16 protein-coding genes are annotated in these 20,548 nt (G+C 69.8%); 8 read left to right on the top strand and 8 right to left on the bottom strand.

What is annotated here, in order from left to right; all coding sequences use genetic code 11:
* Positions 1-174: 174 nt before the first annotated feature.
* From FMQ63_RS18045 to FMQ63_RS18055, 3 genes are all read left to right on the top strand, one after another.
* Positions 175-1,554 carry a protease inhibitor I42 family protein gene (locus FMQ63_RS18045; RefSeq protein ID WP_011554214.1) on the top strand — a complete coding sequence of 460 codons (1,380 nt, stop codon included), beginning with the start codon at positions 175-177 and terminating at the stop codon, positions 1,552-1,554.
* Between the two features lie 107 nt (positions 1,555-1,661).
* A complete protein-coding gene (rnr, locus tag FMQ63_RS18050) occupies positions 1,662-5,210 on the top strand; it encodes a ribonuclease R (RefSeq protein WP_011554213.1) in 3,549 nt (1,182 codons plus the stop codon).
* A 52-nt stretch (positions 5,211-5,262) separates the two neighbouring features.
* Positions 5,263-5,481, top strand: a complete 219-nt coding sequence (locus tag FMQ63_RS18055) for a DUF3185 family protein (RefSeq protein ID WP_020478851.1) — start codon at positions 5,263-5,265, stop codon at positions 5,479-5,481.
* A 106-nt stretch (positions 5,482-5,587) separates the two neighbouring features.
* Here FMQ63_RS18055 and FMQ63_RS18060 read toward each other — a convergent pair whose 3' ends face one another.
* Positions 5,588-6,373 carry a tetratricopeptide repeat protein gene (locus tag FMQ63_RS18060; protein ID WP_011554211.1) on the bottom strand — a complete coding sequence of 262 codons (786 nt, stop codon included), beginning with the start codon at positions 6,371-6,373 and terminating at the stop codon, positions 5,588-5,590.
* Positions 6,374-6,520: 147 nt separating this feature from the next.
* Positions 6,521-7,720 carry a metallophosphoesterase gene (locus tag FMQ63_RS18065; RefSeq protein ID WP_011554210.1) on the bottom strand — a complete coding sequence of 400 codons (1,200 nt, stop codon included), beginning with the start codon at positions 7,718-7,720 and terminating at the stop codon, positions 6,521-6,523.
* Between the two features lie 154 nt (positions 7,721-7,874).
* On the opposite strand from FMQ63_RS18065, the gene FMQ63_RS18070 reads away from it, so the two are divergent.
* Positions 7,875-8,636: an SDR family oxidoreductase gene (locus FMQ63_RS18070; RefSeq protein ID WP_011554209.1), complete on the top strand. Its 762-nt coding sequence runs from the start codon at positions 7,875-7,877 to the stop codon at positions 8,634-8,636.
* Positions 8,637-8,663: 27 nt separating this feature from the next.
* On the opposite strand, the gene FMQ63_RS18075 is transcribed toward FMQ63_RS18070, so the two are convergent.
* Positions 8,664-9,185, bottom strand: coding sequence for a hypothetical protein (locus FMQ63_RS18075; RefSeq protein ID WP_216608821.1), 522 nt, complete (start codon positions 9,183-9,185; stop codon positions 8,664-8,666).
* Positions 9,186-9,346: 161 nt separating this feature from the next.
* Here FMQ63_RS18075 and FMQ63_RS18080 point away from each other — a divergent pair, with 161 nt between their 5' ends.
* Positions 9,347-10,654 (top strand): DUF4105 domain-containing protein, encoded by a 1,308-nt coding sequence (locus tag FMQ63_RS18080; protein WP_011554207.1) that lies wholly within the window; start codon positions 9,347-9,349, stop codon positions 10,652-10,654.
* Here FMQ63_RS18080 and FMQ63_RS18085 read toward each other — a convergent pair.
* Positions 10,632-11,966, bottom strand: coding sequence for a sensor histidine kinase KdpD (locus tag FMQ63_RS18085; protein WP_011554206.1), 1,335 nt, complete (start codon positions 11,964-11,966; stop codon positions 10,632-10,634). The genes FMQ63_RS18080 and FMQ63_RS18085 overlap by 23 nt on opposite strands.
* Positions 11,967-11,985: 19 nt before the next feature.
* Here FMQ63_RS18085 and FMQ63_RS18090 point away from each other — a divergent pair, with 19 nt between their 5' ends.
* Positions 11,986-12,540: a response regulator gene (locus FMQ63_RS18090; RefSeq protein ID WP_225909315.1), complete on the top strand. Its 555-nt coding sequence runs from the start codon at positions 11,986-11,988 to the stop codon at positions 12,538-12,540.
* 103 nt (positions 12,541-12,643) lie between these two features.
* Here FMQ63_RS18090 and FMQ63_RS18095 read toward each other — a convergent pair whose 3' ends face one another.
* The 4 genes from FMQ63_RS18095 to FMQ63_RS18110 are packed head-to-tail and all read right to left on the bottom strand — an operon-like array spanning position 12,644 to position 17,408.
* Positions 12,644-13,849, bottom strand: a complete 1,206-nt coding sequence (locus FMQ63_RS18095) for an ABC transporter permease (protein WP_011554204.1) — start codon at positions 13,847-13,849, stop codon at positions 12,644-12,646.
* 26 nt (positions 13,850-13,875) lie between these two features.
* Positions 13,876-15,324, bottom strand: coding sequence for an efflux RND transporter periplasmic adaptor subunit (locus tag FMQ63_RS18100; RefSeq protein ID WP_011554203.1), 1,449 nt, complete (start codon positions 15,322-15,324; stop codon positions 13,876-13,878).
* A gap of 45 nt (positions 15,325-15,369) precedes the next feature.
* Positions 15,370-16,116 (bottom strand): ABC transporter ATP-binding protein, encoded by a 747-nt coding sequence (locus tag FMQ63_RS18105; RefSeq protein WP_020478849.1) that lies wholly within the window; start codon positions 16,114-16,116, stop codon positions 15,370-15,372.
* Entirely contained in the window at positions 16,113-17,408 is a 1,296-nt protein-coding gene (locus FMQ63_RS18110) for a TolC family protein (RefSeq protein ID WP_011554201.1), read from the bottom strand. The genes FMQ63_RS18105 and FMQ63_RS18110 overlap by 4 nt, the downstream gene beginning before the upstream one ends.
* 490 nt (positions 17,409-17,898) lie before the next feature.
* On the opposite strand from FMQ63_RS18110, the gene FMQ63_RS18115 reads away from it, so the two are divergent.
* Positions 17,899-19,188, top strand: a complete 1,290-nt coding sequence (locus tag FMQ63_RS18115; RefSeq protein WP_011554200.1) for a sensor histidine kinase KdpD — start codon at positions 17,899-17,901, stop codon at positions 19,186-19,188.
* Between the two features lie 3 nt (positions 19,189-19,191).
* Positions 19,192-20,544 (top strand): sigma-54 dependent transcriptional regulator, encoded by a 1,353-nt coding sequence (locus FMQ63_RS18120; RefSeq protein WP_011554199.1) that lies wholly within the window; start codon positions 19,192-19,194, stop codon positions 20,542-20,544.
* Positions 20,545-20,548 lie beyond the last annotated feature (4 nt).

Below are 20,548 nucleotides of genomic sequence, written 5' to 3' on the forward strand. Positions count from 1 at the left end.
TGGCTTTGTGGCTTGAACCCGTTCACGAACAAAGTCCGTGAGATAATCAAGTGTTAGTTTGACAGCCTACCTGATCATCGTTACAAGCAACGGTGATCGCGAGGCTTGCCTGCCCTCTGGGCAGGTTCGCCAACCCGTTGAAAGGACACGGGAACTCTAAAGGAGACTGCGTCGATGGCCAAGCCCAAGTCCGGGGCCAAGAAGACGACTCCCGCTGGCAAGGCTGGCGCAAAGCCCGCTGCGAAGAAGGACTCCGCTGCCCGGCTGGATCTGATCAAGAACGCCTCCAAGCGGGCGGCGAAGGCGGCGACGAAATTGGCGAAAGCGGCATCGGACGTAACGAAGGGGGCCAAGAGCGCGGTGAAGAAGGCCGTGCAGGAGAAGGCCACCGCGAAGAAGGCCGCGCCCGCTGGGAAGACGGCCTCGGCAGCGAAGGCCGCCCCCCCGGCAGCGAAGACCCCGAAGGCACCTCCGGCGAAGGCGCCTCCCGCGGCGAAGTCCGCCGCGAGCGCCAAGGCGGCGAAGGCGAGCGCGGTACCCGCCGCCCCTCCGGTGGAGAAGCCCCGTCCTCGCGCCACCAAGTTGCCGCCTCCGGGCGAGCCGCTCACCAAGCGTGAAATGGAGCAGTTGCTGACGGCCGGCGAAGGCCGCGGCGTCACGGGCGAGGGCAGCCTCAAGGGCCGCCTGGTGGTCACCAATGACATGCCGCACCTGGTGGTCGTCGGCCGCGACAAGCGCGAGCTGACCTTCCTCCTCCAGGGCCCGGATCAGGAAGTCCTCCCGGCCTACGTGGACCACAAGGTCTCCGTCAGCGGGCTCATCCGTAAGACGACCAACCACGCTGGCGTGGTGGACGTTCGCAAGTACTCGGCCAAGAAGCCGGATGCCGAGGTGGTGGAGGCCGCCCCGGCGGAGACGGAGGCGCGGCTGCGCTACCTGTCGCCCGGTGAGGTCTCCATGGTGACGGCGGCCGGCATGGGCGCGGGCATCAAGGGCTTCGCGGGCGTGCGTGGCAACCTGGAGATGACGGGCGAGGAGTTCGTGCTCGTCGTGTCCAATGGCGGCACGCGCCAGCAGGTATCGTTCATCATCGAGGGCAAGGCCGCTGGCAAGGCCCTGCGCAAGCACGTCGGGTACACGCTCCAGGTGCAGGGCGTCGTCGACAAGACGTCCGGCTGGGGCGGCCGCATCATGGCGGAGAACGTGGAGCTGCGTCCGTCCGAAGCGCGCGCCGTGTCTCGCGACGAGATGGAGCTGGTGCACATCGAGGGAGAGGTCCCCACGTCCGTGGACGTGCGCCTCAACCACGGCCTCACCGTGCGCCTGCCCGAGCACCCCGGCTTCACCTGGGCCATCGAGCCCACGGTGGCCAAGCGCGTGGGCCTGCGCGAAGCCAACTTCGAGCCCGCGCCCGAGGACGGTCCTGGTACCCGCGAGTTCTTCTTCACCCCGCGCAACCCGGGCGCCTTCGATGTGGAGTTCTTCCTGGCCAAGGCGCTGTCGCCCGGCCTGGTGGACCGCTCCTTCAAAATCAACGTCACGGTCAAGCCCTGAGGGTCGTCGCCCGGAGCAGGTTCCGGGGGGCGGCCGGTCGCCGGGGGGTTCCCGTCCGGCCGCTTCGGGCTTACCCGTTCCCGTAGCGGCCGAGCCGCGACCCCACCGTGAGCCTTTCTCAAGACCTTCTCAAGCAGATCCTCGCTGAAGCAGACCACCCGCTGGGCATCAAGGAGCTTCTCCGGCTCGCGGGCCTGCACCCCGGACAACAGACGGAGCTCAAGCGCGCCCTGCGCGAGCTCGTCCGTCAGGGCGACATCCTCAAGGACGGCAAGCGCTTCGTGCCCCGGCAGCCATCGCGGCGCGAGGCCGACGTGCGTGCAAGGGAGCAGGGCGCTCCCATGGCGTGGCGTCAGCGCGACGCCGCCGGGCCCCGCGAGGGCGGGCCGGACCGCGGACCTCGGCATGCCGGGCAGCGCGCGGCGGGCCCTGGTGGCTTCGCGGCCCGCCGGCATGAGCCGGGGGCGCGCGGCAAGAGCGCGGGCTGGCAGGAGCGGGGCCCAGGGCGTGAGCGCCGGGGCGCTTCGAAGCATGGAGGGGGCTTCCGGCAGGAGCGGGCGGAGTGGCCCGGCCGCCGGGGCCGTTTCAGCGAGGTCGAAGAGGATGGCCTGCTAGAAGGCATCCTCCACGTCCACCGGGATGGCTTCGGCTTCGTGCATCCGCTGTCGGGGGAAGGGGACAACGTCTTCCTGCCGCCGCACGAGGCCCAGCGCGCGCTCGACAATGACCGGGTGGTGGTGGCCGTCTCGGGGCGGCCTCCTCGCCTGGAGGGCCGGATCGTCCGGGTGGTGCAGCGCCGTCGCGAGCTGGCGGTGGGCACCTACGTCGTGAAGGGCCGCTACGCCGTGGTGTACCCCACGGATTCGAGCTTGCCCGGCCCCATCCGTGTGCCGCTGACGCAGATGGCGCGCGAAGGGGACCTGGTGAAGGTCCAACTGGGCATTGGTGCCCAGATGCTGGACCCGGACCGGGGGCTGCACGGCGAGGTCGCCGGCTCCCTGGGCAAGCCCGGCACTCCGAGCGCCGAGGTATTGGGCGTTGCCTACTCGCAGGGGTTCTCCGACGAGTTCCCGCCGGAGGTCATGGCCGAGGCGGACCGCTACGCGGTGACGGTGACCGAGGAAGAGGTCCGCGGCGAGCACCGGCGCGATCTGCGCGCCATTCCCCTCATCACCATCGATGGTGAGGACGCGCGCGACTTCGACGACGCTGTCTGCGTGGAGGACCGGGCGGATGGGTGGCGGTTGGTGGTGGCCATCGCGGACGTGACGCACTACGTGTGGGAAGGCAGTGCGCTCAACGCGGAGGCGCTGCGTCGCGCCACGTCCGTGTACCTGCCGGACCGGGTGCTGCCCATGCTGCCGGAGCGGCTGAGCAACGGCATCTGCTCTCTACGCCCGGACGAGGACCGGCTGTGCATGGTGGCGGACATGACGTTCGACCGCCGGGGCCACCGTCGCTCCTACGACTTGTATCCGGCGGTGATGCGCAGCGTGGCGCGGTGCACGTACAACGAGGTGCAGGACGTCCTCGACGGCAAGGACGTGCCGCACCGCAACGCACACAAGCCCCACTTCGAGCGGCTGATGTCGCTGGCCCGCGCGCTGATGAAGATGCGCAAGGAGCGCGGCGCCATCGACTTCGACCTGCCCGAGCACAAGGTGGTGCTGGACGAGGACGGCCTGCCCGCGCGCATGGACAAGCGCGAGCGCAAGGACAGCCACCGCCTCATCGAGGAGTGCATGCTCGCCGCCAACGAGGCGGTGGCGACCTTCTTCCAGAACGAGGGCCTGCCCACGGTGTACCGGTTCCACGGCGAGCCGGACCCGGAGAAGCTGGCCACGTTCGCCGCGCTGGCGGAGGCCTACGGCTTCAAGATGCGCGTCGAGGACGGCGTGTCGTCGAAGGAACTGGATGCCTTCGTCAGCCAGCTCCAAGGCCACCCGGAGCAGCGGGCGCTGAACCAGCTCCTGCTGCGCTCCATGATGCAGGCCGTGTACACGTCGTCCCGCGTGGGCCACTACGGCCTGGCCGCCGAGCACTACCTGCACTTCACGTCACCCATCCGCCGCTACCCGGACCTGCTGGTGCACCGGCTGCTCAAGGCGCACTGGGCCCGGAAGGGGCGCAAGCCTTCGCAGTCGATGCTGGAGCGCGAGGAGGACCAGCTCGAGGACATGGCCGCTCAGTGCTCCGAACGTGAGCGCGCGGCGATGCAGGTCGAGCGGGAGGTGGTGTCCTTCTACGCGTGCCTGCTGATGAAGGACCGCGTGGGCGAGGAGTTCGCCGCCACCGTGGCGGCCATCACCGACTTCGGCTTCTTCGTCGAACTGGACGAGGTGCACGTCGAAGGCCTGGTGAAGGCCGAGACGCTGGGGCCCGGGGCGAAGCTGGACAAGCTGACGCACTCCCTGGTGTACGCGAATGGCCGCCGGGTGCGCGTGGGACAGAAGCTGCGGGTGCGGCTGACGTCCGTGAACGTGACGGCGAAGAAGATCGACTTCGAGGCGCTCCAGTTCGACGGCGAGGCGCCGCTGAGCCGTGTCGCGACGCGGGGCGAGCAGCCGCAGCGGCGTCAGGCATGGACGGCCGAGGCGCCGTCGCACCGCGAGCGGGATGGCCGGCGGGAGCGGGCAGGGCGTCCGGGCCGCCGCGAACGGGAAGCCGCCGCCGCGAGCCGGGGCGCGCCCTCCGGGCAATACGAGGAGACGGGGCCGGGCCGCCCGCGCGGACGCTTCTCCCGCGAGGGCCGTCGTGAGGAGTCCGCGCCGCACCGGAAGGAGCCTCGGTTCCCGCCCAGGGCGCCAGAAGGACAGGAACCTCCTCGTGCCGAGTCGCCCGCGTGGCCCAAGCGCAGGACGTTCATCCGCCCGGAGCGGCAGGCACCGGCGCCCGTGTCCGCTGAAACGGCCGAGCCGCTTCCGCCCGAAGCGCCGTCCGCGCCCGCTCCATGGGAATTGCCGGCGGGCGAAGACGCCTCCCGGTCTCCACACCCGGGTTTCGACCGGATTCGCGCGTTGGCGTCCCAGCGTCAGCGTGGGCCTGAACCCCGCGGTCCTTCTCACGGCCGGTCGTTCCAGAAGCCGAAGCCGCAGGGCGGCCCAGGGCCCCGGTTCCCCGCGCCCAAGCCCGGGCGCGAGTCCGAGGACGACAGGGCATTCTCGATGGAGCCCCCGCGCCCGCCGCCCGAGGCGCCCGTTGAAGCGCCCCCACCTGTTCCCAGCCGGGCCGTGACGGAAACCCCGATTCCCGTGGCCCCGGAGCCCGTGCGAGCCGAGCCCGTGCGAGCCGAGCCCGTGAGCGTCGAGCCGCCCGTGACTCCCGCACCCGAGGCAGAGGCGGCTGCGCCCAAGCGGAAGGCGGCGCGGAAGAAGGCCGTGGCGAAGGCAACGCGCACCCCGGCGCGGAAGAAGACCGTCGCGGCTGGCAGCGCCAGGCAGGCGGCCGCCACGAAGGCCAAGAAGCCCACCGCCAAGGCGAAGAAGGCTGCGCCTGCTCGGGCCGCCGCGAAGGCCACCAAGGTGGCCGCGACGAAGTCCAAGGCGAAGGCGCCGTCGAAGAAGGCCGCGAAGCCCGCCGTGGCGCGTGCCGCGAAGCCAGCGAAGGCTTCGGGAGCCGCGAAGAAGAAGGCGCCTTCGGGGCGAAAGAAGCGCTGAGACCGATGCGGGCCTCCTACTTCAAGGGAGGCCCGTGACTTCAGGAGGCAACGTGAGCTTCGTCCGGCTGCTGGGTGTCATGCTCGCCATCGCGGGCGCCGTGTTGCTGTGGTCCGGGCTGAAGGCCCGGGACTCGCTCGCGGAGCGGGCCACGGAGTTGATCACCGGCCGGAACACCGACCGCACCACGCTGTATCTGGCGGGAGGCGGCGCGGCGTTGGTGGGCGGAATCCTGATGGTGCTCGCAGGCGGAGGCAGACGGCGCCGCTGAGTCGTGGGCCCGAAATCCAGATGGCCGCCATCGGCTGAAACACGAAGGGCCCGGAACCGGCTCGCGGTTCCAGGCCCTTGTGTACGGTCCGGCAGGCTGCGGTGGGTTACTGCGCGGGCGCCGCCGCCTTCGCGGCCTTCTGTGCCTCACCGAACTTCTTCGTCATCTCCGCGAACTGCACCTGGTACTCGTCCATGCGCTTCTGGTGCTCGTCGGCGCGAGCCGTCGCTTCGGCGACGACTTCCTTGTTCTTCGCGTTCTCGGCCGCCTCGGACAGCGCCATCTCCTTCTGCTGCCGCTCGAACTCCATCAGCCGGCCCATCACCACGCGCTTGTTGAGGTAGGTGTTGGCGGAGTTGGGGTTGATGGCGATGACCTGGTCGTAATAGCTGAGCGACTTCTCCAGGGACTCCTTGATGATGGGCGCGCCCATGGAGCGGGCGCCGCCGCGCTGCGCGTAGATCTCCGCGATCCACCCGAGCGACGCCTCGTCCTTCGGCTCCAGCTTGAGGGCCTCGTTGAAGTACTTCTCGGCGTCCTCGGTGGTGCCGCCGGTCATGTACATGCTGGCCAGCGTCCGGTAGATCTCCGCCTTCTCCGCGGGCGTCGTCTTGAGCTCGCCCATCTTCAGGACGGCCTCGGCGGCCTCGTTCATCTGCCCCATCTGCATGTGGGCGAAGGCCTTCTTCTCCCAGACCTTCTCCTGCTTGGGGTCCGCCTGGAGCGACAGCGCGTAGGCCGCGGCGGCTTCCTTGAACTCCTTCTTGCTCAGGTGGTCGCTGCCGACGATGCGTTGCTTCTTCGCGGTGTCGTCCTCAGCCTTACACCCGACGACTGCGCCGCCCAGCGTGAGCGCTCCGACCAGCAGACCGACTTTTCCCAGGCGCTTCATATCTGTGCCTCTCAAGATTCTTGAGGACCCACCCTCACGGGTCCTGATTTGCCGGGGAGCATACCCGAAGTCGAGCCGCCGCGGCCCTTCGCCCGATGGCCTGCTCCCTGGTGAGCAGGCAGGCCGCGCACCGGATGTCCCAGCGCGTCATGCTGTCAGCACGAGCTTGACCAGCTCTGGCGGGCTGCCGACGCGCATGGGCGGTCCCCAGAAGCCGCAGCCACGGCTGACGAAGATGTTGGAGTCACCGTGCGCGTACAGCCCGGCGGAGTGCTCCCACGCCAGACCAATCAGCATCGTCATGGGCATGAGCTGTCCACCGTGGGTGTGCCCCGAAATCTGCAGGTCCACGCCGCACTCCGCCGCCACCTTGAAGTTCGCGGGTTGGTGCGCCAGCAGCACCGCGGCGCGGTCGGAATCCCGCCCCGCGAGCGCCAGCTCCAGGTCGTAACCCTTCTTGTTGCGCCGCCGACCTCCGCTCCAGTCATCCACGCCCACCAGGTCGAAGGATGCGCCCTTGTCACCGATGGGGACGTGCCGGTTGCGCAGCACCGAGATGCCGAGTGACTCCAGGAAGGCCGACCACTCCTCGTCACCCGAGTAGTAGTCGTGGTTCCCGGTGACGAAGTAGCTGCCGTAGCGGGACTTCAGCGCGGCGAGCGCGGACACGTGGCCGCCCAGCGAGGCCACGTCGCCATCCACGAGGTCTCCCGTGATGGCGAACAGGTCGGGGCGCAGCGAGTTGGCCTGCTGGACGAGCGCGTCCATGTAGCGGCGCTGGATGAAGTGGCCTACGTGGATGTCGGTGAGCTGCACGATGCTCAGTCCGTCCAGGGCCTTGGGCAGCTTGGGAATCCTCACCGCCACTTCCGTGATGAGCGGCGGCGAGAAAGCGCGCCAGCTTCCGTAGGCGGCCAGCCCGCCTCCCGCGACGAAGGCGGTACCGGCCACGGCCTGGCCCAGGAATCGCCGCCGGTCCTCGTCCACGGTGGGGCTGGATGCTGGCGCGGGAGGCGCGGGAGGGGCGTGTGGCCGCAGCCGTCTTGCCAGGGCCGTGAGCCCCCGGCCGGCGTCCGTCAGGAGCAGGGCGATGACGAGGCAGAGCGCCACGCCCATCCACGTGTACACCGCCATGGTGAGCAGCCCTTCGGCGCTCTCCGGAAGCAGGTCCAGCACGGTGCGCCGGTTCCCCAGCACGCCCGTCATCAGCACGAGCACGCCGATGGCCAGCAGCCGAGGCATGCGGCCCTGCACCAGGGGGCGCACCAGCCGACGGTACACATACAGGTGGCCCAGCACCGCGCCGAGCCCGATGAGCATCGAAAAGGAGAAGAGTCGCAGCGGCATGACGGAAGGGGCGCGGGAGGGGCCTCACGGTACCACGGCACGGCCCGCGATGAGCCTGGCGCCGGGGATGCGAAGCGCCCTCCACCGGGGGGCTGCCGGGCTCGCGGGGCGTCAGGGCGCCTGATAGAGGCACACGCGTCAGCCTGGGAGGACCATGGACATGGACAAGGTCATCGTCATCACTGGAGCAAGCAGCGGCATTGGCGCGGAGCTGGCGCGGCAAGCGGCCGCGAAGGGCGCCCGGCTGGTGCTGGCCGCGCGCCGCAAGGCGGAGCTGAAAGTGGTGGCCGGCCAGTGTGGGCACGAGGCACTCGCCGTGGTCACGGACGCGACCCGGCGCGCGGACATGGAGCGGCTCCGTGACGCCGCGCTCGCCCGATTTGGCCGCATCGACGTGTGGGTGAACAACGCGGGGCGAGGCATCACGCGCTCCGTGGCGGAGCTCACGGACGAGGACCTGGAGACCATGTGGCGCGACAACGTGAACAGCGCCTTGTACGGGATGCAGGCGGTGTTGCCGCACTTCCAGTCGCGCGACGCCGGGCAGTTGGTGAATGTCTCCAGCACCCTGGGGCGGCTGCCCATCGTTCCCCACCGTTCGGCGTACAGCGCGGCGAAGCATGCGCTCAACGCGCTCAGCGCCTGCCTGCGCCAGGAGCTGCGTGAGACGTACCCGGGCATCACCGTGACGGTGGTGATGCCCGGCGTGGTCGCAACGGCATTCGGGGACAACGCGCTTGGCGGAGGGCCCGATTCGCGGGGGCTGCCAGGGGCTCAGCGCGTCGAGGATGCCGCGACAGTCATCCTCGATTCCATCGAACGTCCGCGTGCCGAGGTCTACACCCAGGCGGCGACCCAGGCACAGGTGGAGCGGTACTACCAGGATGTGGAGGCCTTCGAGCGGGGAGGCACCTGACGCATCTGAGCCGTCCCCGCGGCGACGTCAGAGCACCCAGGCGCGCCGGGTGTTCACGTCGCTCTTGAAGCGGTGGTAGGGGTTGCCGGAGTCCTGCACGATGATGGTCTCCGACCCGTCGTCCAGGATAGCGGTGACTCGGATGTCGTTCAGGTTCCAGTTGTCACCGGTCTCGAAGGGGTTGGACTGCCCGGATTGAAACCGGATCGCGAACTCGCGCATGTTGCTGTAGAGGACGCCGTCGGGGAGTTCGACATCCACGGTGCGCGTTGACCCGTTGGGCCAGTTCGCGCCGTTGTTCAGGTTCTGGCTGATGGAGATGTGGCTGCCATTGATCGCCGTGTAGCTGAACTCGGCGAAGGCGTTGCTCGCTTTGCGCAGGTCGTCGCTTCCGGTGACGATGCGGACACGAAGGTGCGTCACCTGCCGGTCACCATCCACGGCGTGTGCCTTGCCAGGGGTCATGAGGAGCATGGCCACGGCCAGGGTGGCTGTGACGGCAGCCACGAAGCGCCTGGAATACGTGGTCGGAGTGTGGGTCGTGTTCATGTGAGACTTCTCCTTGCTAATTCGGGAGTGGGCGTGTGTGTCATTGGCTCGCTGCACGCCGCCCGCGAGCCGATAGGGACCCTGCCTTGGCGCGTTTCACGTGAACACTGCCAATCTTTTTGCACTGCCCTGACCACGCGGGCGTGGGGCATTGCCCTGGGATGGCGAGACACGCGGTGCTCATCCTGGTCGTGGCCCTGTTCCGCGCGGCGGCGTTCGCCGCGCCCCCGCCCGAGGGCTTTGGCGGACATCCGGAGTCCCTGCGCATCCGGCTGGTGACGATTGGCCCCGGCGCGGACATGCACCAGCGCTTCGGTCACAGCGCGCTGTGGGTCGAGGACACGCGCCTGAAGAAAGGCCTTCTCTACAGCTATGGCACGACGTCCATCGCGAATGGGGGACCGGTCCGCTTCCTCCTGGGCCGGCCGACGTTCTGGGCGGCGCGCCTGTCCGTGGAGCGGACTTTCCTGCTGTACCGCGCACTGGCGCGGTCCATTGACGTGCAGGACCTCATGCTCACGGTGGAGCAGCGTCAACGGCTCCTGGCTCGGCTGGAGCGAGACGTCCAGCCCGCTTCGCGTGAATATGCCTATCACCCGCTCAAGGACAACTGCGCGACGCGTGTGCGGGACGTCCTTGATGAGGCATTGGGTGGCGCGCTTCGGGAAGCGCTCACGGAGCCGGCACGTGCCACCCAACGAGAGCTCCTCCGGCGATACATCCAGACGCATCCGGTGTCGGAGCTGCTCTTGATGTTATGGCTGAACGACGCCGTGGACGCGCCCGCGACTCAATGGGAGGAGGCCTTCCTGCCTCGGGAGCTCGCCAGGCTGCTCATGGGAGTGTCCTACGTGGATGGCTCCGGCAGGCGCATCCCGTTGGTAAATCGCGAGGGGGCCTCATCCCCGTCCATGGACGCGTCCGCTCCTGTCGACGCCGGCTGGGAAGGAACCTCCGCCTGGGGGCTTGGCGCAGGAGGCGCGGCCCTGGCCATCATCCTCGCGTTCCTGCGTGGGCGTGGCACGCACCGGATGTTCCAGATTCTCTTCGGCCTCTATCACGCCGTGTTCGGGCTCACGCTCGGCGCGGCGGGCGTGGCGCTGGGTGGTTTGATGCTGTTCTCCAGGCTCGATGTCATGCAGGGCAATGAGAACCTGTTGCTGGCCAATCCGCTTGCCTTCGGACTGCTTCCGCTGGGCATCCTCATGATGTCCGGCAGTGAGCGCGCGGAGCGCTGGGCACGCCGATGCGTCTGGCTGCTCGCGGCGGGTTCGTTGCTCGCGGTGGTGCTCAAGCTCTTGCCCTCATTCGACCAGGACAACCGCAGGCCCATGGCCTTGTGGCTGGTGGCGAACCTCGGACTGGGGCTCGCTCACGCCTGGCGGTTGCGCCGGCCATCCACGGCGCCTGCTCCTGCCGCCGGGGCGAGGGAAGGGGCCCGCGGCTCTACCCGCTGGTGGGCAGTGTGACTTCGACCCGCGCGCCTCCCTCGGGCGGGTTGCAGGCGCGCAAGGTGCCGCCGCTTGCCTCGACGAGCCCGCTCACCAGGAGCATGCCCAGCCCAGCGCCCTCTGGCTTGGTCGTACCGGCCCGGGGGCGTTCCCCCTCCAGCAGCCCCGGTCGGAAGCCCGGTCCATCATCGCTCACGCTGAGCAGGACGCGGTGCAGCGCCGGGTTCGGCTCCACGCTGATTCGAACCGTGCGCGCGCCTTGCCGGCCATCACCCTCACAGGCGTTCACGAACAGGTTGGTGACCACGTGCGTGAGCCCTCGCTCTCCACCGACAATCCGGACGCTGACGTCGTTGGCGGCGGCACGCGCCAGGCCCGCTGTTCCTTCCAACTCGAACCGGACCCGGGCGAACCTCGCCTGGACGACCTCCATGGCACGGCGCAGCGTGGCGCCCACGTTCACCGCCGTCGCATCTTCAATCACAGTCAGCTCGCTCAGGGTCCGGGCCTTCACGCTCTCGATGAAGCTGCTCAGCTCTCCCAGGTCCTCGACCAGGGCGCTCGCATGGCCGGGCGCGCTGGCGCTCAGGGGCTCGCGGAGGAGGAGGTCGGCGCGCAGCCTCGCCGCGGACAGCAACGTGCGCACGTCATGGTGCTCGCGCAGCAGCGCGCGCAGGTTCGTGCGTGCACGCTCCATGTGGACACTCGCGGTTCCGGCCTCCAGGACCAGCCGCCGTGCAATGCCACAAATCACCGAGGCGAAGACGCCCGCGCTGCCGATGAAGATGAACAGGAGCATCAGCTCCTTCGCCCCGTAGGTGGACTGCCCTGCATTGACGTGGAGGTCGACCGCCGTCAGACCCGCCATCAACAGGAGGTTGGCCGCCGTCCCAATCCAAGCGGCCGAGGGCGACAGCCGCAGCGCGGTGATGAAGGCCACCGCGATGGCCGCCGCGGGGTCTGGCATTCGCAGCAGGCCGGTGTAGTGAGGGCCATGCCAGAGCACCGTGGAGAGGAGGGACGCATGGGCGAAGACGGCGTCCAGCACCGTGGAGGCCACGAGCAGCTTCGCGCCGAACATCCGCCGCCGAGCCGCCCACAGCGCCATCACTGACGCCGCGATGCTGCCCAGCAGCAGGGGAAGCTGGAGCCATGCCGCCGCGGCACCGCCCTCGGCGTGGGCGCCACCCAGCGCCAGGAAGCGCGTCAGGATGAGGGCACAGAAGACAATCCGGCCCCCGCTGACCAGCGCTTCGCCCTCGTTCGAAGCGTCGGACAGCACCCGCTGCGCCATCTGCTCCAGCGCCAGCGGTCGAGGACTCTCAGGCATTCATGGTAAGTTGCCATGGGTGGGGCGGGTCCGACATCTCCTGGTCGTCGAGGACGCCACGCGTCTTGCGCGTGCGATCGAGGAGGCGTTGCGCTCTCGCGTCGAGCGGTGCACCCATGCGGCTTCGCTCGCCGCGGCGCGTCAGGTCCTCCAATGTGATGCGCCCGACGCCGTCATCCTGGATGTCAGCCTTCCAGATGGGGACAGCATCGAGCTGCTGGCGCCGCTGTGTGAGCTGGAGCCGCTGCCGCATGTCATCGCCATCAGCGGGACGGCGACGGCGGAGCAGGCCTTCCAACTCGCGCAGGAGGGCGTGCGTGCCTTCCTTCCCAAGCCGCTGGACCTCGCGCGGCTGGAGTCCGTTTGGCTGGAGACGCTGGCGCGTCCCCCCGATCTGGTCACCGCGCTGCGGGCGAGCGCGGGACGGGTGCCTCTGCACGGCTTCGAGAGCCTCGTCCGCGACACGTTGGTGGACGAGGCCCTGGCGAAATCCGAAGGGAGCGTGCGCGGGGCCGCGAAGCTGCTCCGCATCTCGCGCCAGCTCCTCCAGCACATTCTCGGCGGCCGGAAGTAGACGCCATGTCAGGTGCGGGCTTCCCGCTCCCCACGATGCACGCGATTCGCTTGTCATCCGCCATGTCGTCCCTCCTCGAGTCAGGCCCGCAGACGGACACCGGCTACTCGTAACGGAGCGACTCGATGGGCGCGAGGCTCGCCGCGCGCCGCGCCGGCCAGATGCCGAAGAACACGCCCACGGTCGCCGAGAAGGCGATGGCCACGATGATGGCCTCGGGTGCCACCACCACCGTCCAGCCCGCCATGCGTTGGAGCATCGCCGCGCCGCCCATGCCCAGCAGCAGGCCCAGCGTTCCTCCGGCGAGGCACAGCACCAGGGACTCCACGAGGAACTGGAGCATGATGTCCGTGCCGGTGGCGCCCAGCGCCTTGCGCAGACCAATCTCGCGCGTGCGCTCCGTCACCGACACCAGCATGATGTTCATGATGCCAATGCCTCCCACCAGCAGGGAGATGGCGGCGATGCCGGCCAGCAGCAGGGAGAACGTCTGCGTCGTCTCCTGCATGGTGTTGAGCAGCGAGGCCTGGTCGCGGATGTTGAAGTCCGCGGGCTGCTCCGGGCGCAGCCGGTGCTCACGCCGGAGCTTCTGGTCGATCTCCGCCATCGCGTCGTCCATGGCCGTGTCGCTCACGGCCTGCACCGCGATGGAGCGGATGCGGTCGCTGCCCATGACGCGGAACTGCGCGGTGGACAGCGGGATGTAGAGGCTCTCATCCGGGTTGTTGAAGCCCTGCGCGCCCTTTTCGGCCAGCACCCCGATGACCTCGAACGGAATGCCCCGGATGCGGATGGACTCGCCCACCAGGGATGCGGTGTCCGTCAGGCCCAGCTGCGCACCGGCCAGGGCGCCCAGCACCACCACCCGGCGGCGGCCCTTGTCCTCCGCGTCCGTGAAGAGCCGGCCGTTCGTGATCTGCCCCTGGTTGACGTGGAAGTAGTCCGGCCAGGTGCCCACGACGGACAGGTTCGCGTTCTTCGCGCCGTACTCCACCTGGAAGCGCGACTCGATTTCCGGCGCCACGGCCTGGATGTGGCGCGCGTTCTCCCGCAGCGCCTCCGCGTCGTCGATGGTCATCGACGCCTGGGCGCGAATCATGCCGCCCGTGAACGCCTGACCCGGGCGTACCGTGAGGACGTTGGTGCCCAGTCCCTGGAGCCGCTGGGCCACCGAGCGCTGCGCCCCTTCGCCCAGCGCGACCATGGTGATGACGGCCGCGATGCCGATGACGATGCCCAACATGGTCAGCAGCGACCGCAGCTTGTTGGCGAGGACCGCATCGAATGCGACCCGGATGATTTCACCCATGACGTGTCCTCCTGATGGGGCTGGGGTTAGCGCGGCCCGCGCGGGCCACCACCCGCGCCGGGAATCACGCCGCCTGACATCTGGCGCATCCGCTCGGTGTTCTGCTGCTGCTGCTTCTGGAGCTTCGCCACCGTGATGAGCACCACCTTTTCGCCATCCTCCAGGCCACTCACCACTTCCGTGCTCTCCCAGTCACTCAGGCCCAGGGTGACGCGCCGGGGCTGCGGACCGGTGGGGCTCTGCACGAAGACGACGCCCTGCCGCGTATCCGTCGCGCCCTGGACATCCTCGCGCGCCCGGCGGCCCGCGCGGCCCTGGCCTCCGCCGCCCTGGCCTTCACCCATGCCGCCCTGGCCCCTCGCGGGCACCGCGCCCGGCCCGGCGCCATTGGCCACCGCGGCGGTGGCGCCCACGCCGGCTTCTCCCACGGCCGACACCGTCGTCGGTCCGGACGGCGCGCCCGGGCGGTTCGGGGCTCCCGGCGGCCGCATCACCGCGCGCAGCGCTTCCTCGGAAACACCCACCGCGGCGGCGGCGCTCCGGGCATCCCGCACGCCCACCACCGCGGTGTTGGGCACGGTGAGGGCATTGCGGCGGCGGGAGATTTCAATGGCCACTTCCGCGTTCATGCCCGGCCGCAGCAGGCCGTCCGGGTTGTCCATCCGCACCAGCACCGGGAAGAGGGTGACGTTCTGCTCCACCAGGGCCTGCGGTTCAATCTTCACCACCTCGCCGATGAAGGTGCGGCCCGGGTAGGCCTCCATGGTGACGCGCGCCTTCTGGCCGGGCTTGATCTGCCCGACGTCCGTCTCGTCCACCTTGGCGCGCACCTGCATCACCGACAGGTCCGCCATCTTGAACAGCGCGGTGCCACCGGACACGTTGTTGGTGGCGGAGGCGATGATGACGCCCGGCTGGATGGTCCGCTCCAGGATGGTGCCGGGGCTGCGTGCGAGGATGGTGACGTCCCGGCTGCGCTCACGCGCCAACTGGAGGTTCGTCTCCGCCCGCACCTTGGTGGCCCGTGCCGTCGCGGACGCGTCCACGGCCGTCTCGTATTCCTGCTGCGTGACGTAGCCGTCCTTGCGCAGCGCCTCCATGCGCTGGCGCTGGGCCTCCGTCGTGTTCAGCCGCACCCGCGCGGACTCCAGGTCGGCCTGGGCCTGCGCCAGCGCGTTCTGCACGTCGCGCGGCTCGATTTCCGCCAGCAGCGTGCCCTCGGCAACGGTGTCGCCCGTGTCGTAGTGGACCTTCAGCACTTCACCGGAGGCCTGGGACTTCACCTCCACGACGCGCAGCGGCTCCACCAGGCCCGCGGATTCGGCCACCACTTCCATGTCCCGGCGCTCCACCACGGCCACCGCCGCCGAGCGCTCGTTCGTCTTGGGCTCCTCGCCGCGCTGGGTGACGTACACGCCCGCGCCGAGAAGGAGCGCCGCGCTGCCTGAGATGATCCACTTTTTCGTCTTGCTCACGACGACCTCCCGTTCCCTGGCCCACGCAGCGAGCGTGGCGAATATTCAGTCCCGATTCCGCTCGTCCCGCTCGATGACGCCGTCCTTCAGGAACAGCACCCGCTGCGCATGCGCCGCGATGTCCGATTCGTGGGTGACGAGCATCAGCGTCTGGCCCTGGCCATGCAGCTCGCCGAAGAGGGCCATGATCTCCTCACCCGTGCGGCTGTCCAACGCGCCCGTGGGCTCGTCCGCCAGCAGCAGGGCGGGCTGCGTCACGAGCGCGCGGGCAATGGCCACGCGCTGGCGCTGACCGCCGGACAGCTCATTGGGCCGGTGGTCCATCCGCGCGCCCAGGCCCACCTTGTCCAGCATCGCCGCCGCGCGCTCGCGCCGCTCCTTCTTGGGGATGCGCGCGTAGATGAGGGGCAGGGCGACGTTGTCCAGCGCGGAGGCGCGGGGCAGCAGGTTGAAGCTCTGGAACACGAAGCCCAGTTCCCGGTTGCGGATGCGGGCCAGCGCGTTCTCCGACATGCCCGCCACCGGCTGGCCATTGAGCCAGTACTGGCCTTCACTGGGGACGTCCAGGCAGCCGATGAGGTTCATGAAGGTAGACTTGCCGGAGCCGGACGGGCCCATGACGGCCACGTATTCGTTGCGGCGGATGGTGAGGTCCACGCCGCGCAGCGCGCGCACCACCTCGGAGCCCATCGTGTAGTCCTTGCGCAGGCCCTCCACGCGGATGACCACGTCGGAGATGTCCCGCGCGGGGCCCGTGCCCGCCTGCTGCTGGGGATGGGTGGACGTGCTCACAGCGGCCTCCCCGCGAGCGCTTCCAGCTCCGCGCGCGCAATCCGGTAGTCGAAGCGGGAGGCCACCAGGTTGATCTCCGCCGTCACCAGGTTCTCCTGGGACGTCAGCAGCTCGATGATGGTCGTGGCTCCCAGCTTGTAGCGCTCCTGCTGCACTTTCAGGTCCTCCTGGGCCACCGCGACGGACTCCGTGGCCAGGGCGATGCGGTTCGACGCCAGCTTGAGCTGGTTCAGGGACGTTCCCACGCTCGAGCGCAGCGCGCGCCGGGTATCCGACAGCGTGGCCTGGGCCACCGACGCCTGCGTCCGCGCACTCACCACGCGCTCCTCGCGAACGAAGCCGTCGAAGATGGGGTAGGACAGGCCCATCCGGACCGACCAGCTCGTGCGGCCTCCGTTGAGCGCGGGCTCGTCATTGAACCAGTCATAACCGCCGGACAGACGCACCGTGGGCAGGTAGGACGACCTGGCCACCTTCACGCTGGCTTCGGCCGCCCGAAGGTCCGCCTCCGCGGCCTGGATGGACGGCGCCTGGGCGGTGATTTCGTCCGTCAGCGCCTCGTCGGTGAGCGCGAAGGTGGACACGTCCTGGAGCTCCAACGGCTGTGCGTCCACCGGTCCGTCCTCGCCGATGAGCCGGCCCAGCGAGAGGGCCGCGGCGGCGTGCTGGGTCTGCGCGGAGAGCAGGGCCTCCTGCGCGGCGGTGAGGTCGTACTTCGCCCGCAGCACGTCGGAGCGCGTCGCCGAGCCCACCGCCAGTCGCCGATCCGCGGCCTCCGCGTTCTGCTTCGCGCGCTCGATGCGGGACACGGCGACCTCTTCCAGGCCCCCGGCGCGGAGGACTTCGTAATAGGAACGCTCCACGTCGAGCACCGCGGACGCGCGCTGCGCGATCAGTCCGGCCCGCGCGGCGCTAGAGCGCGCCTGGGCCTGCTTGCTGGTGGCGCCGCGCTGGCCACCGGTGAAGACGTTCCACGAGGCCGACAAGCCGGCGCTGTACGTGTCGCTGGGGGCGTTGAACACCGCCCCCGTGGTGGGGTCCAGGCGCTGGCTGCTGGCCAGCGAGGTGTTCGCGCTCGCGGACAGGTTGGGGAGGTAGGCTCCAAACGCGCTGCGCTCGGCGGCCCCCGTCGTGGTGACGGTGCCGGCGGCTTGCGCCACCTGGGGGCTCGTCTTCAGCGCCCGGGCGATGGCTTCCTCCAGGGAGACCGTCGTCATCGTCGTCGTTGCCTGGGCCAGACCCACGCCGGGCGCCGTCACCAGCCCGAGGAAGCCCAGGGCCAGGGCCGTCATCCGGTAGGGTTGCCGCTTCCACCACGGTGTCTGTGCGTTTTTCATCGCAAGCCGGGCCACTGCATTTGCCTTGCCACGGCCCAACCCGTGGAAATGTGGAGGGAAAGTGGCGCCGGGCCTGCGGGAACCGCAGTGCGAGTGCGGATTCCGCATGCGATGCCGGCCATCTTCGCATGCACGCCTCGGGGCCTCCCCAGGGCCCGCGCGCTTCGAGCCTGAACAGCGGGCCTGGGCCCCGTGATTGCACTGGGCAGGGCGACCTGTGGGCGCGCCGAGGTTTCGCGCCTGCTCCTTCGCCCTGCCAGCGGCCACATGGCCGCCCTCCACCCCCAGGAGAACGCCCCATGCACCCTCTCATGCTCGGACGACCGACGGCTCCCGAGGCGCGCGGCACCGACAGAAGAGAGTGCGGATTCCGCACTCCGCATGCAGAGTTCGCAGCCTGTGGAGGTGTGCGATGGAGTTGGAGTCCCCACGGCGGAGGTCGGCGGTGAGCGGCGCTCCCTGGTGGCGGCCGCTTGGGCCTCGAGCGCCCTGGGTGGCGGCGGTGCTCATGTGCGCGGTGCTGATATCCGCGGCGCTGTTCATCCGGAACACCGCGCTGGAGTCGTCCGCCCTGGTCACCCGGGGCATGGCCAACGTCATCATGGTCGCCGGCTTCGAGGCCTTCCGCGACACGGAGGGGCTCCCGGACCCGTCCGCGCTGAACGCCTTCCTGGCAGCCCACCGGGAGGGCGGCCTGCGCTACGTGGCCGTCGTGGATGACGACCAGGTGCTGGCGTCAGCCGGGGAGGTGAAGCTGGGGCGGCTTCTCTTGCATGAGGGATCGCCGCTGGTGGTCGAAGGCGCGCGCGCGCGCCTGGTCAGCCGCCTCCGCCGGCCCCGTCCCGCCTTCGGTCCCCTGACACAGGAGGAGGTCCGCGCCATGTCGGCGCAGGGCGATTCCCTGGAGCCGCGCAAGCACCTGCGCATTGTCTACGAGTTCGAGCCGCTCACCGCCCTGGCGTTGGAGTCGCGCTCGCAGCGTCTGCTGGGCGTGGCGGTGGCCTCGTGCGTGGGCATCCTGGTGTTGGCCTTCGCCTTCTCGCGCTCGTTGGCGCAGCGGGAGGCGCTGTCGGAGGAACTGGAGCGCGGCCGGCGGCTTGCGGCCCTGGGCACCATGTCCGCGGTGCTGGCGCATGAGCTTCGCAATCCCCTGGCCTCGCTCAAGGGGCATGCGCAACTGCTCGCCGAGCGCGTGGAGCGTGACGCCGTCCTGGCGCCCAAGGCGGACCGGGTGGTGTCGGAGGCCGTCCGGCTGGAGCAGTTGATGAATGACCTGCTGGGCTTCGTGGCCAGCGGTGAGCTTCGCCGCGTGGAGGCGGACCCCAACGACGTGCTCCGCGCGGCGGTGGAGAGCACGGGCGCGGCGCGTGTGGAGGCTCGCTATCTGCCGGACCGCACGCCCTGGCCTCTGGACGCGGGCCGGTTGCAGCAGGCGCTGGAAAACGTGCTGCGCAATGCCGTCCAGGCCAGCCCCGAAGGCCAGCGCGTGGAGGCGACCGTGGAGCGGCAGGACTCGTCCCTGGTGTTCACGGTCAAGGACCACGGGCCCGGTATCGCCGCGGGGGAGGAGGAGCGCATCTTCGAGCCCTTCATCACGGGCCGCATGCGCGGCGTGGGCCTGGGGCTGGCCATCACCCGCCGCATCGTCGAACTGCACGGCGGCACGGTGAGCGCGCGGAGCCATGCGGGCGGCGGCGCGGAGTTCCGTCTCACCGTTCCCGCGAGAGGAGCCTGAGCCATGGCGCGAATCCTGGTGGCGGATGACGAAGAGGGCGTGCGCTCGTTCCTCGCCGAGGCGCTGGAGTACGAAGGTCACTCGGTGACCACGGCCGCCGACGGTGAGGAGGCCGCGCGGCTGATGGCGAGGCAGGGCGTGGACCTGTTGCTCACGGACCTGCGGATGCCCGGGATGGACGGGCTGACCTTGCTGCGCAAGGTGCGCGAGGAGCAGCCCGACGTGGAGGTGGTGGTGCTCACCGCCGTGGGCACGGTGGAGAGCGCCGTGGCGGCGATGAAGGCGGGCGCCTTCGACTTCCTGCTCAAACCGGTGGGCAGCCCCGCCGAACTGCGCCTGACGGTGGCGCGGGCCCTGGAGCGGCGCGCGCTGCTCAACTGGAAGACCGAGGCGCGGCAGTCGGCGGGCGAGGTGGAGCTGAGCTGGGGTGCTCCCGCCATGCACCCGGTGGTGGAAGCGCTGCGGAAGGTGTCGCCCACGCAGGCCACGGTGCTGCTGGTGGGGGAGAGCGGGACCGGCAAGGAGGTGACCGCGCGGGCCCTGCACCAGTGGAGTGAGCGCGCGGACGGGCCTTTCGTGGCCGTTAACTGCGCGGCGCTGACGGAGACGCTCCTGGAGAGCGAGCTCTTCGGACACGAGAAGGGCGCGTTCACCGGCGCGGTGGCCCAGCGGCGCGGCCGCATCGAGCTGGCGCAGGGAGGCACCTTCTTCTTGGACGAGGTCGGCGAGCTGAAGGCCGAGCTCCAGGCCAAGCTGCTGCGCGTCCTCCAAGAACGCCGCTTCGAACGCGTGGGCGGTACGCGGACCCTGGAAGCCGACGTGCGCTGGGTGGCGGCCACCAACCGCGATCTCAAGGCGATGATGGCGCGCGGTGAGTTCCGCGAGGACCTCTACCACCGGCTGGCCGTGTTCCCCATCCGGCTGCCGTCCCTGCGCGAGCGGCGCGAGGACCTGCGGCCGTTGTCGGAGCTGCTGCTGCGCCGCATCGGAGACGAGCTGGGTCGTCCAGGCTTGCGCGTGTCACCGGAGGCCGTGGCGCGGCTGGAGGCGTTCACCTGGCCGGGCAACGTCCGCGAGCTGCGCAATGCGCTCGAGCGGGCCGCCATCCTCGCGGATGGGCCGGTGGTGGAGCCTCGGCACCTGTGGCTGGATCCAACGGGCGCGGCGGGGCCCGTGGTGGATGCGCCCGTCTCGGAGGGGGGCCGGCTTCCCAGCCTGACGCTGGAGGAGCTGGAGCGACGGGCCATTGAGCAGGCCATCGCGGACGAGGCGGGGAACCGCAAGCGTGCCGCGCAGCGGCTGGGGATTGGTTTGCGGACGCTGTACGACAAGCTGCGGCGCTACGAGTCGCCCTGAGCGC

Origin of the sequence: Myxococcus sp. CA005 (genome assembly GCF_006518205.1) — a bacterium.
Taxonomy (GTDB): domain Bacteria; phylum Myxococcota; class Myxococcia; order Myxococcales; family Myxococcaceae; genus Myxococcus; species Myxococcus xanthus.

Excerpts from the sequence above, each read along its gene's own strand:
- FMQ63_RS18060 (WP_011554211.1), bottom strand. The coding sequence starts at position 6,373 with ATGAAGCGCCTGGGAAAAGTCGGTCTGCTGGTCGGAGCGCTCACGCTG.
- FMQ63_RS18085 (WP_011554206.1), bottom strand. The coding sequence starts at position 11,966 with ATGCCTGAGAGTCCTCGACCGCTGGCGCTGGAGCAGATGGCGCAGCGG.
- FMQ63_RS18095 (WP_011554204.1), bottom strand. The coding sequence starts at position 13,849 with ATGGGTGAAATCATCCGGGTCGCATTCGATGCGGTCCTCGCCAACAAG.
- FMQ63_RS18110 (WP_011554201.1), bottom strand. The coding sequence starts at position 17,408 with ATGACGGCCCTGGCCCTGGGCTTCCTCGGGCTGGTGACGGCGCCCGGC.
- FMQ63_RS18065 (WP_011554210.1), bottom strand. The coding sequence starts at position 7,720 with ATGCCGCTGCGACTCTTCTCCTTTTCGATGCTCATCGGGCTCGGCGCG.
- FMQ63_RS18080 (WP_011554207.1), top strand. The coding sequence starts at position 9,347 with ATGGCGAGACACGCGGTGCTCATCCTGGTCGTGGCCCTGTTCCGCGCG.
- FMQ63_RS18120 (WP_011554199.1), top strand. The coding sequence starts at position 19,192 with ATGGCGCGAATCCTGGTGGCGGATGACGAAGAGGGCGTGCGCTCGTTC.
- FMQ63_RS18045 (WP_011554214.1), top strand. The coding sequence starts at position 175 with ATGGCCAAGCCCAAGTCCGGGGCCAAGAAGACGACTCCCGCTGGCAAG.
- FMQ63_RS18070 (WP_011554209.1), top strand. The coding sequence starts at position 7,875 with ATGGACATGGACAAGGTCATCGTCATCACTGGAGCAAGCAGCGGCATT.
- FMQ63_RS18075 (WP_216608821.1), bottom strand. The coding sequence starts at position 9,185 with ATGAACACGACCCACACTCCGACCACGTATTCCAGGCGCTTCGTGGCT.